The 17,442-nt window shown below is 71.3% G+C and carries 14 protein-coding genes; 8 read left to right on the top strand and 6 right to left on the bottom strand.

The window, feature by feature from the left end:
• Positions 1 to 433: 433 nt before the first annotated feature.
• A complete protein-coding gene (secA, locus tag AB0J74_RS09785; protein ID WP_363446485.1) occupies positions 434 to 3,343 on the bottom strand; it encodes a preprotein translocase subunit SecA in 2,910 nt (969 codons plus the stop codon).
• 162 nt (positions 3,344 to 3,505) lie between these two features.
• Between secA and AB0J74_RS09780 the strand changes: the two genes are divergently transcribed.
• The 4 genes from AB0J74_RS09780 to AB0J74_RS09765 all read left to right on the top strand — a co-directional run bounded on the left by AB0J74_RS09780 (position 3,506) and on the right by AB0J74_RS09765 (position 7,683).
• Entirely contained in the window at positions 3,506 to 4,678 is a 1,173-nt protein-coding gene (locus tag AB0J74_RS09780; RefSeq protein WP_363446483.1) for a GNAT family N-acetyltransferase, read from the top strand.
• Positions 4,675 to 5,793, top strand: a complete 1,119-nt coding sequence (locus AB0J74_RS09775; RefSeq protein ID WP_363446481.1) for a GNAT family N-acetyltransferase — start codon at positions 4,675 to 4,677, stop codon at positions 5,791 to 5,793. Before AB0J74_RS09780 ends, AB0J74_RS09775 begins: the two co-directional genes overlap by 4 nt.
• 68 nt (positions 5,794 to 5,861) lie before the next feature.
• The gene (locus AB0J74_RS09770) at positions 5,862 to 6,260 is read left to right on the top strand and encodes a hypothetical protein (protein ID WP_363446480.1); all 399 of its coding nucleotides are present in this window, start codon (positions 5,862 to 5,864) and stop codon (positions 6,258 to 6,260) included.
• Positions 6,261 to 6,282: 22 nt separating this feature from the next.
• Positions 6,283 to 7,683, top strand: a complete 1,401-nt coding sequence (locus AB0J74_RS09765; protein ID WP_363446478.1) for a glutathionylspermidine synthase family protein — start codon at positions 6,283 to 6,285, stop codon at positions 7,681 to 7,683.
• Here the strand turns inward: AB0J74_RS09765 and raiA are convergent.
• The 5 genes from raiA to mtrA form a co-directional block, all read right to left on the bottom strand.
• Positions 7,672 to 8,319 carry a ribosome-associated translation inhibitor RaiA gene (raiA, locus tag AB0J74_RS09760; protein ID WP_363446476.1) on the bottom strand — a complete coding sequence of 216 codons (648 nt, stop codon included), beginning with the start codon at positions 8,317 to 8,319 and terminating at the stop codon, positions 7,672 to 7,674. The genes AB0J74_RS09765 and raiA overlap by 12 nt on opposite strands.
• Positions 8,320 to 8,570: 251 nt before the next feature.
• A complete protein-coding gene (locus tag AB0J74_RS09755; protein ID WP_363446620.1) occupies positions 8,571 to 9,281 on the bottom strand; it encodes a ComF family protein in 711 nt (236 codons plus the stop codon).
• Positions 9,278 to 11,083: an LpqB family beta-propeller domain-containing protein gene (locus AB0J74_RS09750; RefSeq protein WP_363446474.1), complete on the bottom strand. Its 1,806-nt coding sequence runs from the start codon at positions 11,081 to 11,083 to the stop codon at positions 9,278 to 9,280. The genes AB0J74_RS09755 and AB0J74_RS09750 overlap by 4 nt, the downstream gene beginning before the upstream one ends.
• The gene (mtrB, locus tag AB0J74_RS09745; RefSeq protein ID WP_363446618.1) at positions 11,080 to 12,696 is read right to left on the bottom strand and encodes an MtrAB system histidine kinase MtrB; all 1,617 of its coding nucleotides are present in this window, start codon (positions 12,694 to 12,696) and stop codon (positions 11,080 to 11,082) included. Before mtrB ends, AB0J74_RS09750 begins: the two co-directional genes overlap by 4 nt.
• Positions 12,697 to 12,789: 93 nt before the next feature.
• Positions 12,790 to 13,479, bottom strand: a complete 690-nt coding sequence (gene mtrA / locus AB0J74_RS09740; protein ID WP_363446472.1) for an MtrAB system response regulator MtrA — start codon at positions 13,477 to 13,479, stop codon at positions 12,790 to 12,792.
• A 241-nt stretch (positions 13,480 to 13,720) separates the two neighbouring features.
• Between mtrA and AB0J74_RS09735 the strand changes: the two genes are divergently transcribed.
• From AB0J74_RS09735 to AB0J74_RS09720, 4 genes are read left to right on the top strand one after another with little or no spacing between them, the layout of a single operon-like run.
• Positions 13,721 to 14,512, top strand: a complete 792-nt coding sequence (locus tag AB0J74_RS09735; RefSeq protein ID WP_363446470.1) for a hypothetical protein — start codon at positions 13,721 to 13,723, stop codon at positions 14,510 to 14,512.
• Positions 14,509 to 15,108: a DUF4129 domain-containing protein gene (locus AB0J74_RS09730; protein WP_363446469.1), complete on the top strand. Its 600-nt coding sequence runs from the start codon at positions 14,509 to 14,511 to the stop codon at positions 15,106 to 15,108. The genes AB0J74_RS09735 and AB0J74_RS09730 overlap by 4 nt, the downstream gene beginning before the upstream one ends.
• Positions 15,105 to 16,466 (top strand): DUF4350 domain-containing protein, encoded by a 1,362-nt coding sequence (locus AB0J74_RS09725; RefSeq protein WP_363446467.1) that lies wholly within the window; start codon positions 15,105 to 15,107, stop codon positions 16,464 to 16,466. The genes AB0J74_RS09730 and AB0J74_RS09725 overlap by 4 nt, the downstream gene beginning before the upstream one ends.
• On the top strand, positions 16,463 to 17,440 hold the full coding sequence (locus AB0J74_RS09720) for a MoxR family ATPase (RefSeq protein WP_363446465.1): 978 nt from the start codon (positions 16,463 to 16,465) through the stop codon (positions 17,438 to 17,440). Before AB0J74_RS09725 ends, AB0J74_RS09720 begins: the two co-directional genes overlap by 4 nt.
• The last annotated feature ends 2 nt before the right edge of the window (positions 17,441 to 17,442 follow it).

Genomic DNA, 17,442 nt, shown 5'->3' with positions numbered 1-17,442 from the left:
GCTGCGCGGGCAAAGCCGACGACCGCGGGCGCCCATGGCGGCTGCGGCCGCACCCGGCCCGTGGGATCGACGGGAGAACGACGACGTAGCTCAACCGCTCAACGCCACGCCACAAGCACGCGCCGCCGGGCGCGCCAGCGACCGAAGGACTCACCCGACGCGGCCAGCCAAGCAACCGCCGCCGCCAGTCAGACACGCGGCGGGTAAGCCGCCGCGGCTCGCGCAGGCAGGCACATCGAGAGGCGGCAACGCCGGGATCGGGGAACCCAGACACCGCGTCCACCGCGGGCGCCGCAGGGACCGCGGCGGGTGGGCGTGGGCGGGTGCGGGCCGCCAAGGGGCAGCGCCGTCAGGAGGGAGGGGTCTAGCGGCCCGCACCACGCAAAGCGAAAGCCCGCCTCCCCGGAACGAGGGGGCGGGCTTTACGCGACGATCAGGACCCCGTGGGAGATCCGTGGCAGCGCTTGTATTTCTTGCCTGAACCGCACGGGCATGGCGCGTTGCGGGACGGGCCGTTGCTCGGCGCAGCGGCGCTGCGGCCCGGGGACGGGCGGCGGCCCGGTGTCGGGCGCGGGCGGTCGCCGTCGCCGGCCGGAGCCGGGCTGCCGACGCCCAGGGCCGGTGCGTGCTGCATCGGCGGCTGGGGCTGGGTGTGCTGCACCGCGACCCCGCCGCCGCCGGCGGCGCCGTCGATGGTGGGGGCCGAGTATTGCAGGCCCTGGGGGCGCGAGGATCGGCCGAGGCCCTTGGCCTTGATCTCGATCGTCGCGTCGTCGGGCACCGGGAGGGCGCCGCGGGCTTCGGGCTCGGCAACCGCCTCGGGGGCCGGGCTTTCCTCGACCTGGACCTCCAGGTTGTAGAGGAAGCCGACCGTCTCCTCCTTGATGCCGTCCATCATCGTGGCGAACATCTCGAAGCCCTCGCGCTGGTATTCGACCACCGGGTCGCGCTGGGCGTAGGCCCGCAGGCTGATGCCCTCCTGCAGGTAGTCCATCTCGTAGAGGTGCTCGCGCCACTTGCGGTCGATGACCTGCAGCAGCACCATGCGCTCGAGCTGGCGGGTCGCCTCGACGCCCAGCTCTTCCTCGCGGCGGTCGTAGGCGTTGTGCGCGTCGTCCTTCATCCGCGCGAGCAGGAAGTCGGCGTCGATGCTGCTGCGCTCGCCGCCCGCCTCCTCCTCGACGTCTTCGATGGTCACGCCGACCGGGTAGAGCTGCTTGAGGCTCGACCAGAGCTGGTCGAGGTCCCAGTCTTCGGCGTAGCCGTCGGCGGTGGCGCCCTGCACGTAGGCCTCGATCGTGTCGTCGATCATGTGGCGGACCTGGTCGTGCAGGTCTTCACCGTCGAGCACCCGCTTGCGCTCGGCGTAGATGACCTGGCGCTGCCGGTTGAGCACCTCGTCGTATTTCAGGACGTTCTTGCGGATCTCGGCGTTCTGGCCCTCGATCTGGGCCTGCGCGCTGCGGATCTGCCGAGTCACCATCTTCGACTCGATCGGCACGTCTTCGGGGATGTTGAACCGCTCCATGACGGCCTCGACCGCGCCCGCGCGGAAGCGGCGCATCAGCTCGTCTTGCAGCGACAGGTAGAACCGGGACTCGCCCGGGTCGCCCTGCCGGCCGGAACGGCCGCGGAGCTGGTTGTCGATGCGGCGCGACTCGTGGCGTTCGGTGCCAAGCACGTAGAGGCCGCCGGCCTCGATGACCTCGTCCGCTTCTTTCTCGCAGTGCTGCTTCCAGCGGGGCAGTATCTCCTCGAACGCCTTGGCGTAGTCGTCTTCGTGCTCGACCGGGTCGAGACCGCGCTGGTGCAGTTCGGCGGCGGCGAGGTTGTCGGCGCTGCCGCCGAGGAGGATGTCGGTGCCGCGGCCGGCCATGTTGGTCGCGACCGTGACCGCGCCCCGCCGGCCGGCCTGCGCGATGATCTCCGCCTCCTGGGCGTGGTATTTCGCGTTGAGGACCGAGTGCGGGATGCCACGGCGGCGCAGCAGCTGGGACAGGATCTCGGAGTTCTGCACCGAGACCGTGCCGACCAGGATCGGCTGGCCCAGCGCGTGCCGCTCGGCGATGTCTTCGATGACCGCGTTGAACTTGGCCTTCTCGGTCTTGTAGATGACGTCGGGGCGGTCGAGACGGATCATCGGGCGGTGGGTCGGGATCGAGACCACGCCGACGTTGTAGACCTTGTTGAACTCGCCGGCCTCGGTCTGCGCCGTGCCGGTCATGCCGGACAGCTTGTCGTACAAGCGGAAGTAGTTCTGCAGCGTGATCGTGGCAAGAGTCTGGTTCTCCTGCTTGATCTCGACGCCTTCCTTGGCCTCGATCGCCTGGTGCATGCCCTCGTTGTAGCGGCGGCCGTGCAGGATGCGGCCGGTGAACTCGTCGACGATCAGCACCTCACCGTCGTTGACGATGTAGTCCTTGTCGCGCTTGTAGAGCTCTTTGGCCTTGATCGCGTTGTTGAGGTAACCGACCAGCGGCGTGTTCACCGACTCGTAGAGGTTGTCGATGCCGAGCCGGTCTTCGACCTTGGCGACACCGCGCTCGGTGATCGCGATCGTGCGCTTGGCGTAGTCGACCTCGTAGTCGCCCTCGCCGTCCTTGCCGACCTGGAGGCGGGCGACGACGCCGGCGAACTCCGTGTACCACCGGGCGGAGTGCTCGGCCGGGCCGGAGATGATCAGCGGCGTGCGTGCCTCGTCGATGAGGATCGAGTCGACCTCGTCGACGATCGCGAAGTTGTGACCGCGCTGGACCAGTTCGTCCTTCGACCACGCCATGTTGTCGCGCAGGTAGTCGAAGCCGAACTCGTTGTTGGTGCCGTAGGTGATGTCGCACTCGTAGGCGGCGCGGTGCTCAGCCGCCGGCCGGTTGGGCAGCACGACGCCGACGGTGAGGCCGAGGAACTGGTGCACCCGCCCGACCCACTCGGCGTCACGTTGCGCCAGGTAGTCGTTGACGGTGATGACGTGCACGCCCTTGCCCGAGAGGCCGTTGAGGTAGGCCGGGAAGACGCCGGTCAGGGTCTTGCCCTCACCGGTCTTCATCTCGGAGATGTTGCCGAAGTGCAACGCCGCGCCACCCATGATCTGCACGTCGTAGGCCCGCTGGCCCAGCACCCGGGCGGCCGCCTCACGGGCGGTCGCGAACGCTTCCGGCAGCAGGTCGTCGAGGGTCTCGCCCTCGGCCAACCGCTCCCGGTATTGGAAAGTTAGGTCACGGAGTTCTTCGTCGGTGAGGTTGACGTAGTCGTCCTCGATCGAGTTGATCGCATTTGCGATGGCCTTGAGCCGGCGCAACATGCGTCCTTCGCCCGCACGAAGGAACTTTTCCAGAATCGACACGGATCAACGCTCCCCTAGACGGTCTGCCGAACTATGGTAGGCGCTCCTACGGGGTGACTGTCAGGGGCGGTTCCCGACGAGCAGGTTATTACGGACATAATGACGCTAACGCCGGGCGAAATCCCGTTATGCCCCGGGGGAACCGTCCGGCAGGATGACCGCGTGGAGCCCCCGAAGATCATCGAAGATGGCCTGGTCGTCCGCGCGTGGCGGGCCGATGACGCGGAGTCGGTGGAGCAGGCTTGCCAAGATCCGGACATTCAGCGCTGGACCTCCGTCCCTGTTCCGTACCGCCGCGAGCACGCCGACTTTTTCGTCGGTCAACTCGCACCGGAAGCCTGGCACACCGGCACCGGCGCCCCGCTCGGGGTGTTCGACCAGGCCACCGGGGAGCTGCTCGGGTCGTGCGGCCTGATCTCACTGCGCGCCGACCGCGCGATTGGTGAGATCGGTTACTGGGTCGCGCCCTGGGCCCGCGGGCGGGGCGTGGCCACCGCCGCCACCCGCGCCGTGGCGCGGTGGGCGATCGATCAGGGCGTACGCCGTCTCGTCTGGCGGGCCGAGGTCGGCAACCACCTGTCCCGGCTCGTCGCGCTCCGGGCCGGTTTCGCCATGGAGGGCATCGCCCGGCACGACATCGAGGACCGCAGCGGTGAGCGGCGCGACGCCTGGGTCGGCTCGCTGCTGCCCGGCGACTCGACCGACCCCGACGTCGCCGCCCCGGGCTCGCCCGAGGCGCGGCGGGCGGTGGTGTTCAGCCGGCCGCAGCCCGATCTCTTCGCGGCCACCCGGGCTGGCGAGATCAAGCTGCGCCCGCTGGAGGAGCGCGACATCGAGGCGCTCACCGACAGCTCCAACGATCCGGAAACGGTCCGCTGGACCACGGTCCCGCACCCCTACCACCGCGAGCACGCCGAATACTTCGTCCGCGACTACTGCCCCGGCGTCTGGCTCCGCGGCACCGGAGCGGTGTTCGGAATCGGCGATCCCGCGACTGACGCGTACGCCGGGATCATGGAACTGCGCCTGCACCCCACCCGCCCGGCGCTCGCCGACGTCGGCTTCGTGGTCCCGCCGGAGGCGCGCGGTCGCGGTTTCGCGCCGGCCGCCCTGTCGGCCGTCTGCGCCTGGGGTTTCACCGCGCTGGGGGTCGAGCGGATCGGTTGGTGGGCCAACGCGGGCAACGAGGCCTCCCGTCGGGTCGCGGCGAAGGCCGGCTTCACGTTCGAGGGCACCAACCGCGGCTACCTGGAGCACCGGGGCGAGCGGGTCGACGCCTGGACCGGGGCACTGTTAGCGTCCGATGAGCCGTTCAACGGGAGGGCACCGGCATGAAGCCCGAAACCATCGAGACGAGTGGCATACGGCTGCGCCTGGTCCGCGACGACGACGCGGCCGACATCGAGAACGCCTGCGACGACGCCGAGATACGCCGGTTCCTGCCCAGCCTGCCGCAGCCCTACACCCGCGACGACGCGCTGCGGTTCATCCGCGCGGCGACCGACGAGGCCTGGGCGACCGGTGGCGCCAACTACGCGATCGCCGACCCGGCAACCGACCGGCTGCTCGGCACGATCGGCGTGCACCACGTCGACACCGACCGCGCGCAGGGCGAGATCGGCTACTGGGTGGCGCCGTGGGCCCGCGGCAAGGGGCTCGCGACGACCGCGACCAAGGTGCTCGCGGCGCACGCGTTCACCGACGGCTTCGACCGGCTCGAGTTGCTGACCGCCTGGGAAAACCCGAAGAGCATCCGGGTCGCGCTTTCGGCCGGCTTCAAGCCCGAAGGCGCCCGCCGGGGCGCGGCGCGCAACGCCGACGGTTCGCGGCGCGAGGTCGTGGTCTTCGCCCGGCTGGTCGGTGACCCCGACGAGCCGGTCGCCCGGCTGCTGCCCGACCTGCCCGGCGGCGCCCTCTCCGACGGCGTGCTGACCCTGCGCCCGCTGGGGCCCGGTGACGCCGACTTCTACTTCGACCTGCTCAGCACCCCCGACATCATCGCCTCGCACGTGCCGCCGGTCGCGCCCGACCGCGAGGAGGTCCAGTTGCGCTGCGACCGGGCGGAAACCCGCTGGCTGCTCGGCGAACGCGTCGACCTGGTGATGGTCGACGCGGCGACGGGTGCGCCCGCCGGCGACATCGGCCTCTACTACCAGGAGCCGATGACCGGGCAGGCGATGATCGGCTACTGCGTGCAGCCGGCGTTCCGCGGCCGGGGCTTCGCGCGCCGGGCCTCCGTGCTGCTGGGCCGCTGGGCATTCGACAACACCGGCATCGCCCGGCTGATCGCCGGGACCAACCCGAGCAACGCCGGCTCGCAGCGGGTGCTCGAGGCGGCCGGCTTCCTCCGCGAGGGCTACCAGCGCAGCCGCCTGCCCGGGATCGCCGGTGGCCGCATCGACGACGTCCTCTGGGCGGTCCTGCCCGGTGATCTCCGCGAGACCAGCTGAACGGTCATCGCCGCGGTTGCACCTGTCGATTAAGGTGAGCCCACTTGCAGCGGGACCTGGGAGATGAGATGACTGTTCGGCGGCGCAACACTGCGCGCGTCGTTCTGGGCGCCGCGTTCCTCGGCCTGGCGGCGGGCGGGGTGGCGGCCTGCGACTCGGCCGACGACGACCACACCTTCTACTGCGTCGACCAGAACGACACGATCGTCGACGAAGACGACTGCGACGACGACGGCAACGGGCACGGCGGTTTCTTCTTCTGGGCACACTCGCCGCGCTACAAGAAGGGCCTGCGGCCCGGCGCCAAGCTGCCGTCGGGCGGCTCGAAGTTCGCCTACAACGACGCCGCGCAGCGCACCGCCTGGGGGCTGCCGGCGACCGGCCGGGTCAGCAACGGCACCGTGAAGTCCAGCGTGGTCGGCAAGGGCGGCAGCAGCAGCGGCAGCAGCAAGTCGTCCGGCGGCTGAGGTGCGGCGGGTCGCACACGGTGTGCAACGAGAGGCTTGGGAGCGGGCCAACGCGGCGCTCGGGCTGACCTACAACGAGACTCCGCTGCCCGACGGGCGCGTCATCTCCTATTGGCGCGAGGGCCCGTTCTACGACTTCGACCTCGACGAGGTGCTCGCGCTCGAGGAGGCGGCGGCCACCCTGCACCGGATGTGTGTGGCCGCGGGCGACCACATCGTCGCCGGCTGCCCGCGCCGCGACCGGGCCGTTCGCCGGGAGGCCTACCTGTCGGCCGAGTGCTGGCCCGACACCTGCTTGATGGCGAAGATCGGCATCCCGGAATACGTGCACGAACAGGTGATCCGCACCTGGTTCGACGGTGACAAGGACGCCTGGACCCACGCCGACAAGGACCTGTTCGGTGCGCACACGCACGCCCCGCAGGGCCCCGACTACTCGCCGAGCGTCTACGGCCGCTTCGACCTCTGGTACGCCGGCAAGGGCAGCACGCCCAAGCTGCTGGAGTTCAACGCGCAGACGCCCACCGCGCTGCTGGAGAGCGCGGTGATCCAGTGGGCCTGGCTGGAGCAGACCGGCCAGACCCACCACCCCGAGCGGCAGTGGAACGCGCTGCACGAGCGGCTGGTCGAGGCGTGGCAGCGCAACATGGCGGAGTTGCGCGCGGCGCGACCGTGGCTGCCGGAGCGGCCGACGATCTACTTCGCCTACGAGACCAGCGAGACCTCCGGCGAAGACCGGATGAACGTGGCCTACCTGATGGAAACCGCCACCCAGGCGGGCTTCCCGACCGAACTGATCGCGATGAGCCAGATCGGCGTCGACCAGGCCGACGGCACCATCCGCTTCCAGCGCGGCCAGTTCGACGTGGGCCCGCCGATCGACGTGATCTTCATCCTCTACCCGTGGGAATGGCTCTGGCACGAGGAGGGCGGCCGGCCGATCTTCCGCAACATGGCCGACCCGACCAAGCGCGGCACGGTCTGGATCGAGCCGCCGTGGACGGCCGCGCTCTGGTCCAACAAGGGACTGCTGCCGGTGCTCTGGGAACTGTTCGGCGACAAGCCGGAGGGCGAACTGCTGCTACCGGCCTACTTCGCCACGGACAAACCCGCGACCATGACGTCGTACGCGAAGAAGCCGATCTGGTCCCGCGAGGGCGCCAACGTCGAACTGGTGCGCGACAACGTGCGGCTGGTGGCCAACAACCAGGGCGACTACGGCGCCGAGGGCTTCGTCTACCAGGAGTTGCGCGAACTGCCGTCGTTCACCGGGCTCGAGGGCGTCTGCCACCCGGTGCTCGGCGTCTGGATGATCGACGGCGAGCCGGCCGGGCTGGGCATCCGGGAAGGAGTGGGCGTCGACGGGCTGATCACCCGCAACGACGCCCACTTCGTCCCGCACACGATCAACTCACACCTGTAGCGAGATGATCCCGTAGTCGTATCCCTTGCGGCGGTAGACCACGCTCGGCTGGCCGCTTTCCTTGTCGTTGAACAGATAGAAGTCGTGCCCGACGAGCTCCATCTGGAAGAGCGCGTCGTCGACGGTCATCGGGTCGCCCGGGTGTTCCTTGACCCGCGCGACATGCCACGGCTGGTCGTCTTGCTCGTCTTCGTCGGCCACGGCGTAGCGGTCGGCCGGGTCGTCGAGCACCGCGGTCGAGGTCCCCTTGGCCCGCCGGGCCGCCGGAACCACCGGCTCGGCCGCCTGCAGCCCGGCCGTGTGCTCGGCCACCGAAACGGGCGTACGCCCACGGCTGACCCGCCGCCGGTCGGCCGCGCGGCGCAGCCTGCTGTCGAGCCGGGTGATCGCCGCGTCCAAGGCGGCGTAGAAGTCGGAGGCGCAAGCCTCGGCGCGGACCACCGGTCCACGAGACGCGCAGGTGATCTCCACGCGTTGACAGTGGTCGGACTGGCGCGGATTGCGCTCGTGGAATAACTCGACGTCGACCCGGATCAACTTCTGGTCGTAGCGTTCGACCTTCGCCAACTTGTCGGCGACGTGAATCCGGAAATGCTCGGGCACCTCAACGTTCCGGCCCTTGACGACGATGTCCACGCGTTACCTCCCACAACGATCTGTGCTGATGCGGTGGTGATGATGGAAGGCCGGTAACGCCGCGTTGTGACCCAGGGCGTCAACCGACCGGACGGTGCGCCTCCTTTCGGATGCGGGTCCCCTCGGGGCTTGGACCACAGTCCTACCCTGGTGAATTTCACGCTAACGCCGGTTGGCCCGCCAGTCACCCCCTGTCAGCCCGAGGGTTCGTAGAAGTTTCGCCCAGTAGGCGCGATCGGGTGAAAACGGACCTACTGAGGGTGACGTTTGCGTGTCGCTGCGAGTATGGCGGCGCCGTCGACGGGAACCCCGGCGCGAATCAGGATCGCGGTCAACGCGGCGAGCGTGGCGCCGGTCGTCACGATGTCGTCGACGACGATGACCGCGCGGCCCCGTGCGGCTTCTCGGGCGCGGTCCATGCGCTTGTGACGCGGACGAAATGCTGCGGCGGCGGCAATTGCCCGCTGCGCACTGTCGAGGTGGGTGGCGTCGGGCTTGGGCAAGGCGCGCAACGGTTGTGCGACCGCCGTTGGCCAACCGGCGTGCCGCAACGCTTTCGCCGCCCGGTCGGCCAGCCGGCGCATGTGGTCGCCATGTCGCTCCCGCACCGCCGCCGCGGTCGACGGAACAGGCAACAGCAACACCGGCCGGCGTAGGCCACCGGCAGCGGCCGCGACGGCCTCGGCCAGCAGCACGCCCAGCGGCGTCGCCAGCGTCACGCGGCCGCGTTCCTTGTAGGCCAACAGCGACTCGCGCAACGGGCCGGCGTATTCGCCCACCGCGACGCACGGCGGCAGGCCCGGCGGGGTCGGGGCCGGGCGCACCGGGTGGACGCGCAGCGCGGCGAGGGTTGTGGCGCATTGGGCACAGGCGCCGTGCCGCAGCCGGACATGCGGGGTGCGGCAGCCAGCGCACTCGGCCGGCAGCACGAGGTCGGCGAGCGCGGCGAGCAGCACGATCAGTAGACGAAGAAGGGCGACATGGGCTGGCTCGGGTTTTCGGTGCCCGGCGACGGGGCCGCCGTGTCGCCGGCCAGCGCCGAGCGGTCCAACTGCGGCGACAGACCACCGCGGGCCAGGAAGAGCAGGCTGTCGGACTCGTAGAGCACGGTGGTCGAGCGGTCCAGCACCGTGCTCTCCGGGTAGGCAGCGATCATGGTGATCGGCCCGCGTGCGTCGAAGACCCGGGTGTTGCGGCGAGCGCCGTCGACGGTCACGTCGACGATCGAGAGCTTGCCGTCGTCGTCGGTGCCGCCGACCGACAGTGCGGTCTCGCCGGTCCAGGCGACCGCAGTCTGATCTTTGAGCGGATCGACCAGTTTCCACGGCGCCTTCGGCTCCAGAAGACCATCCTGGGTTACCGCGACGGGCACGACATAGACATGCCCGTCGGCGACCAGCGCGATGCGCTGGCCGTCGGGAGCGGTTGCCACGGCGGTGATCTTTCCCGACACCCCGCTCAGGGTGATCTTGCGCGGCTGGCCGCTGGTGCCGAACGTGTAAAGCCCCTTGTCGGTCGTCACCAGGCCCATCTCGGACCTGGGCAGCCAGACAGGTGTCGAGGTCGGCCTGATGGCCCCGGGCAGCGGCGCGACGCTGCTGACGGCACCATCGGGAGCCGCGGTGCCCACCTGCAACAGGCCGGCGTTGTTTCCCGCGCCGGTAACGATTGCGGCTTCGAGGTCGCGATCGGTGCGGTTGAAGGCGGCCCACTGCAGGTTCTGGTTGACGCCGGCGGCCAGGGGCAGGTTGCCCGGTGTGCCGGCCGGCTGGCCCAGCGCCCGCGCCTTCCCGTCGAGAATCGCGAACGCGTGGGTCTCGGGACCGATCGGGTAGGTCACGCTGTTGAGCAGGTCCGGGCCGATGTCGTAGGTCTCTTTCGGCTGGCCGTTGATCTTCAGTTGCAGCTTCTGCGGGCGCAGGCCGACTCCGCGGACTGTCCACGCGGCCTGCTCGGCCAGGAGTCGCCCGTCGTCGTCGTTCTTGATCGCGTCGGGCGACCAGTTCATGGTGAGCTGGTCGTTGTCGAGGGGCGCGTTGATCAGCAGCTTGCTGCCGTCGGGCAACGCCGAGGCCACGGCTTCGATCGCCGGCGAGGGACCACCCTCGATCATCTTCAGCAGCTCGGTGGGCACCCGGGAGATGCCGACCTCGTTGGGCAGCCAGCGCAGGTCTGGCACCAGCGCGGTCTTCTCGGTGTTCCAGAAGTAGACCGGCTGCTCGCGGTAGTAGGTGGTCAGCGCGTCGACGTCGAGCAGCGGCAGCCCGGGCGGCACCTTCGTCAGGTGCCAGCCACCGGCGGCGTCGTCGGGCTCGACCCTCAGGTCGTAGGTGGCCTCTCCCGCGGGGGTGGCTTGCGGCGACGGGACGACCGCGCCTTCCGCGTTGAGCACGCCGAGGTAGGTGACCGTGAGCTTGACGTCGCGGTTGTCGCGGGCGACCTCGATCCGGTTCACCTTCACCACCGCGGCGCCCAACTTGAGGGAGACCGTCACGCCGCCGGTCACGTAGTCCTGAAGTCGTTCGATGGTGTTGTCTACGTCGAACTCGCCGGCGGGGGCGGCGAGAAAGTTGGCGACGAACTCGCGGACGGAGGTCGCGTCGGTGCGTTTCTTGGGCGGCTCCGCGACGTTGGGCTTCTGGTTGGAGCCGGACTGCGGTGCCGCTTCGACCTGGACCTCGGTGTGGTCGGGGATGCCGCACCCGGCGACCAGGCCGCCGGCGAGACCGACGGCGACCACCAGCGCGGCCAACCGGCGGCTCATCGGGGCAGCTCCGCCGGGGCCTGGGTGATCGCCCGCGGCTGCACGGGCGGTGTCACGGCGGCCAACTCGGCGTCGTCGGGCACCAGCCGCAGCGGCGAGCCGCTGAGCCGGTCACCGGCCCGCACCGGCAGCGTCAGCCGGAACTGGGCGCCCTGGCCGGGCGCGCCCCAGGCCTCGAGCCACCCGCCGTGCAGGCGGGCGTCTTCGAGGCTGATCGAGAGCCCGAGCCCGGTGCCGCCGGTCTGCCGGGCCCGCGACGGGTCGGCTCGCCAGAACCGGTTGAAGACGAGCTTCTCCTCGCCCGGCTTGAGCCCCAGGCCGTGGTCACGGACCGCTACGGCGGCGGCCGTGCCGTCGGACACCAGACGGATCACGACGGGCTTGCCCTCGGCGTGCTCGACCGCGTTGCCGATCAGGTTGCGCAGGATGCGCTCGACCCGGCGCGGGTCGGCCTCGACGATCACCGGGCCGGCCGGCACGTCGAGTTCCAGCGGCACGCCGCACCGCTCCGCCAGGCCGCGTAGCGGCTCGACCGACCGGTGCACGATCGGCACCAGGTCGGTCGGTTCGGCGTCGAGCATCGCGAAGCCCGCGTCGTAGCGGCTGATCTCCAGGAGGTCGGTCAGCAGGCTCTCGAACCGGTCGAGCTCGGTCTGCAGGATCTCGGCGGTGCGGGAGACGTCGGCCGGGAACCGTTCGCGTTCCGCGAAGATCAGGTCAGCGGCCATCCGGACGGTCGTCAGCGGCGTGCGCAGCTCGTGTGACACGTCGGAGGTGAACCGGCGTTGCAGGCGCGACATGTCTTCCAGGCGGACGATCTGTCTCTGCAGGTTGGCGGCCATCTGGTTGAACGAGGCCGCGAGCAGGGCGAGGTCGTCTTCCCCGGTGACCGCCATCCGCTGGTCGAGCAGGCCGGCGGAGAGCCGTTGCGCGGTGCGGGCGGCGACCCGGACCGGGCGCACGACCAGGCGGGTGACCAGCGCGGAGAGCAGGCCGAGCAGGAGCACCAGGGTGGCACCGGTGGCCAGCACGGTGGTGCGGATCTGGGTGGCGGCGGAGTCCTGGGTGGTCAGCGGCTCGACGTAGTAGAGCTGGATCTGACCGAACTTCGTGTTGACCGGGGTGCCCTCGACCAGGTATTTGACCCGGCCGGTGCGGTCGAGGTCGGCCGACCGGATGGCGGTCGCCTTCTGGCCCGCGTCGACCGCCCGGGTGATGTCGGCGGTGAGCACGCTGGTGATGTCGACCTGCCGGGACGGCACCGTGCTCAGCTCGTTGACGTTGTCGGCCCGGACCACGACGAGCCCCGCGCTCGGGTCCTGGGAGTCGCCGCCGCCGAGGTAGAAGACGATGTCCTGGAGCGTGCCCTGGACGTTGGGCTCGAAGGGCTTGTCGAAGACGACGAGCTGCTCCTCGGCGTAGCCGCGGCCGTAGTCGAGCTGCGCGGAGACGCTCTCCTTGGCCCGGTTGAGCAGGATCGTCGAGCTGCGGTAGGCGACCACGTAGGCGAAGACCGCGACCAGCAGGCTCGACACGACCAGGGTCAGGGTGACCACCCGGACCTGGAGTGACCGCCGCCAGGTGTGTTCGGCGGTCGCGAAGAAGAGGGCCAGCTGTCGGAAGGCGCGACCCCAGACGGCCCGGGCGCGCGCCCAGGCCGTTTTGAGGACTTCGTCGAGTGACGCTCCGCTCACGATGACGCCAGGTTATCCAGTGCCGGCCTTGTAGCCGACACCACGCACAGTGAGGATGATCTCGGGTCGCTCGGGGTCTGGCTCGATCTTGGCGCGCAGGCGCTGGACGTGCACGTTGACCAGGCGGGTGTCGGCCGCGTGCCGGTAGCCCCAGACCTGCTCGAGCAGCACCTCGCGGGTGAACACCTGGCGCGGCTTGCGGGCCAGCGCCACCAGCAGGTCGAACTCGAGCGGGGTGAGCTTGACCTCGTCGCCGTCGCGGGTGACCGTGTGCGCCGGCACGTCGATGGTGATCTGGTTGCCGGGCGGCCCGATGGTCAGCATCTCGGGCGCCGCGTCTTCGCCCCGGCGCAGCCGGGCCCGCATCCGGGCGACCAGTTCCTTCGGCTTGAACGGCTTGACCACGTAGTCGTCGGCGCCCGACTCGAGACCGAGCACCACGTCGACGGTGTCGCTCTTGGCGGTCAGCATGACGATCGGGACACCGGACTCGGACCGGATCGACCGCGCCACGTCGATGCCGCTCATGCCGGGCAGCATCAGGTCGAGCAGGACGATGTCGGGCCGGTTGTCTCGGAACGCCGACAGGGCGCGCTCGCCGTCGGCCACGAACGAGGGCAGGAACCCCTCGCTGCGCAGCACGATGCCGAGCATCTCCGCCAACGCGGGATCGTCGTCCACCACCAGAACCCGGGCTCTCATGGCACCAATATTCCATCCGCGTTCATCGCGGTGTGACCGGCCGGCCGGCGGAATCTTGACAACGACCCGGCGGACGGTCTCGGCAATTCGGTCTTTCGGCGTCGATCCGGGCCGGCCGGTGCGCAATCTCCCGTACTCCGGTCCCCGGGCGTGACGTGCGCCATGCCACGATGACCGCTATCCCACGCAGCCTCCGGAGCCGACCCTGGACACGTCAGCACTACCCCGGCGCCCCCTCACGGTGGGCGAGCTGCTCGACGCCGCCCTCCTGTTGCTGCGCGTCCACGCCGCGGCGCTGCTGCCGGTCGCGGCCGCGCTGGCGGTCGCCGAGCAGCTTCTGCTCGCCCCGCTGCGCGACTGGTCCGAGTTGCTGCTGTCCGACCCGTTCCGGGCGGTCGAGGAGGACTTCGGCCGGCTCTGGGTGGTGCTCTGCGCCGGCGCGGGCTGCGAAGCGGTGATCATCGCGCTGCTGGCCGCCCCGGCGTCCCGAGCGGCCGGCGCGCTGCTCCTCGACCGCCGGCTGAGCAACCGGGCCGTGCTCGACCCGCGCGGGCTGCGCCCGGTGGCGACGGCCGCGGTCGCACTGTTCGCCGGTCTGCTCGTGGCCACCGTCTCGTTCGCCGGCCCGTTCTGGGCGCTGGGCTTCGGCTTCTCCGCGCTCGCCGTGCCGGCCCTGGTCGTCGACCGGGTCAACCCGCTGCGGGCGGTCGGCCGCGGCTTCGGGCTGGCCGGCCGTTCCGGCGGCCGCGGGCTGTGGATCCTGCTGCTGGGTTATCTGACGTGGTGGCTGATCCGGATCCTGGTCGGCACCGCGGGCGGCGGCCTGCTGACCGAACTCGTGCCGATCGACCGGGAGGCGGCGGCCGTGCTGCTCACCGGGATGCGGGCGGCGGTCAACACGCTGGCGTACGCGGCCCTGGCCTGCCTCGCCGCGACCCTGCATCTGGAGACCCGGTTCCGCACCGAGGGGCTCGACATCGCGCTCGGCCGGGGCCTGGGCACCGGGCCCGACCCGCTGGCGGTGCGCCGGTGACGGGCTTCGCGCGCTGGTGGACCGAGACCGTGGCGGCGATCGGCGACCACCTCGCGCTGCACTGGGTCGTGCTCATCCTGCTGGCGCTCGCGGCGATCGTCGCGGTGCTGTGGTCCAACTGGGCCCGGCTGCGCCGGGTGCGGTGGCGCCGGCCGGCGTTCAGCTTCCGGCGCCGCCGGAAGACGCCGGAGCCCGACCAGCCCGACGACCCGGCCGCCGACGCGCTCGAGCCCGACGCGCTCCCCGACCTGCCGGCCGCGACGTTCCTCTCGCGGGCCGACCGGTTCGCCGCGGAGGGCCGCTGGGCCGAGGCGGTGCGCGAGCGGCTCCGCGCCGTGGTCCGGCTGCTGGTCGACCGCCGGGTGATCGAGCACCATCCAGGATGGACGGTCACCGAGTTGGCGTCGGCCGCGGGCCGCAGCGCGCCGGCCACCGACCGGCCGCTCGGCGCGGCCGGCGTGATCTTCTCTGACATCTGGTACGGCCAGAAGCCGGCGACCGCTGACGACGACGCGACGATGAAGCGTCTGGCGTCCGATGTGGACCTCGCCTTGACCGGTGCCCGGGTGCCGGCGAGCCGGCGGGCCGAGTCGTGACGGCGACCAGGCCCTCGACCGGCGGCCGGCTGGCCGCGCTGCGCCGGGGCTGGCGGGCCGGCCAGCGCACGATCATCCCGTTCGGCGTCGTCGCCCTGCTGCTGATCGGCTCGCTGGTCACGCACGCCGTCGACACGCCCGACACCGACGACGCCGACTTCCTCTCGCCGACCAGCACCGCCCCGATCGGCTCGGCGCGGCTGGCCGACCTGCTGCGCGGGCGCGGCGTCACCGTGGTCCGGCAGACCGACCCGCGTGCCGCGCTCGCCGACGTGGGTGCCGGCGGCACCCTGTTCGTCCCGGCGGCCGAATACCTCGACCCGCTGACCACGAGCCAGCTCGCGTCGCTGCCGCGCAGCGCCCGGGTCGTCCTGGTCGACCCGCCGACCCGGACGCTGGAGGCCATCCGGGCGCCGGTGCGGCGCGGCCACCGGCGCTGGGCGACGGCGGTCGAGGCGACCGGCGACTGCGCCATCCTCGGCGTCGGCGCAGCCGGCTCGGCGGCGGTCCGGCGGCAGAGCTACGACGCCGAGGGTCCGCACGACCGTTGCTACGGCGGCGGCGTGGTGCACCTCGCCTACCCGAACGACCTGATCGTGGTGGGTGCGACCGACCCGTTCCGCAACGACCGTCTCGACGAGCATGACAACAGCGCGTTCGCCGCCGGCCTGCTCTCTGCCCGGCCCCGGCTGGTCTGGCTCGACCTGCACGAGCGTTACGAGCCGCCGTCGGCGCCCCGGCCGACCTACACGCGCGACCCCGAGCAGGACGACACCTACCTCCCGACCCCCGACGAGACCGGCGAGCCCACCGGGCAGCAAGGGGACGGCGGCGACCGGCCACGCCCGGACCGGGCTGAGGCACCGGACGACCGCGACAACCCGCTGAGCCGGGCCTTTCCGCCCTGGCTCTGGGCGATGCTCGCCACCCTGGGCGCCGCCCTGCTGCTCCTGATCCTCTGGGCCGGCCGGCGGCTCGGCCCGGCCGTCAGCGAACCGCTGCCGGTCGAGGTGCGCTCCGGCGAGACCGTGCTCGGTCGGGGCCGCCTCTACCGGCGGGCCAAGGCCCGCGGGCCGGTCGCCGAGGTGCTTCGCCGGGCCGCCCTGCGGCGGATCGAACCGGCGCTCGGCCTCGAACCGTCGCACACACCGGCCGAGGTGGTCGACGCCGTCGCGGTGCGCACCGGGCGCCGCCCGTACGACGTCGATGGTCTGCTCTATGGCCCCGAACCGGCGCACGACGACGAGTTGCTCGACCTCGCCCGCGGCCTCGACGCCCTGGCCGACGAGATCACCGCGGAAACCCCCCGCGACACCCCGCCCGGCAGCACCGGGCCCGACCAAGGAGAACCACGGTGACCCTCGCCGCCGAACCGACCGCCGAGACCGATCCCCGGGTGGCCCTGCACCGACTGCGGGCCGAGGTCGCCAAGGCGGTGGTCGGCCAGGACGCGACCGTCACCGGGTTGTTGATCGGCCTGCTCTGCCGCGGCCACGTGCTGCTCGAAGGCGTGCCCGGGGTGGCCAAGACGCTGCTGGTGCGGGCCTTCGCCGCCGCGCTCGACCTCGACATGAAGCGCCTGCAGTTCACCCCCGACCTGATGCCGGGCGACGTGACCGGGTCGCTGGTCTACGACCCGCACGGCGCGGCCTTCACGTTCCGCCAGGGTCCGGTTTTCACCAACCTGCTGCTCGCCGACGAGATCAACCGGACGCCGCCGAAGACCCAGTCGGCGCTGCTCGAGGTGATGGAGGAGCGCCAGGTGTCCGTCGAGGGACTGCCCCGGCCGCTGCCGGAGCCGTTCCTGGTGATCGCGACCCAGAACCCGATCGAGTACGAGGGCACCTACCCCCTCCCCGAGGCCCAGCTCGACCGGTTCCTGCTCAAGCTGGCCGTCCCGCTGCCCACCCGCGACGAGGAACTCGGCGTGCTGCGCGCACACCACCAGGGTTTCAACCCGCGCGACCTGACCGCGGCCGGGATCCGCCCGGTCGCCACCGCCGCCGACCTGGCCGCCGGGCGCGAGGCGGTCGGCCGGATCGGCGTGGTCGACGTGGTGATGGGCTACGTCGTCGACGTCTGCCGGGCCACCCGCGTCTCGCCGTCGCTCGAGTTGGGTGCCTCGCCGCGCGGCGCCACCGCACTGCTCGCCGCCTCGAAGGCATGGGCCTGGATGTCCGGCCGTGAATACGTCACCCCCGACGACGTCAAGGCCGTGGCCCGGGCGACCCTGCGGCACCGGGTGCGGCTGCGCCCGGAGGCCGAGCTCGAGGGCGTCACCGTCGACCAGATCCTCGATGCGGTGCTCGGCACCGTACCGACCCCGCGCTGACG

The organism is Asanoa sp. NPDC049573, from assembly GCF_040676615.1.
Lineage (GTDB): Bacteria > Actinomycetota > Actinomycetes > Mycobacteriales > Micromonosporaceae > Asanoa.
Note: the sequence above shows the minus strand (reverse complement) of the source record. Positions and strands in the feature narration are given on the sequence as shown.

Excerpts from the sequence above, each read along its gene's own strand:
- mtrA (WP_363446472.1), bottom strand. The coding sequence starts at position 13,479 with ATGAGAGCCCGGGTTCTGGTGGTGGACGACGATCCCGCGTTGGCGGAG.
- AB0J74_RS09775 (WP_363446481.1), top strand. The coding sequence starts at position 4,675 with ATGAAGCCCGAAACCATCGAGACGAGTGGCATACGGCTGCGCCTGGTC.
- AB0J74_RS09770 (WP_363446480.1), top strand. The coding sequence starts at position 5,862 with ATGACTGTTCGGCGGCGCAACACTGCGCGCGTCGTTCTGGGCGCCGCG.
- AB0J74_RS09750 (WP_363446474.1), bottom strand. The coding sequence starts at position 11,083 with ATGAGCCGCCGGTTGGCCGCGCTGGTGGTCGCCGTCGGTCTCGCCGGC.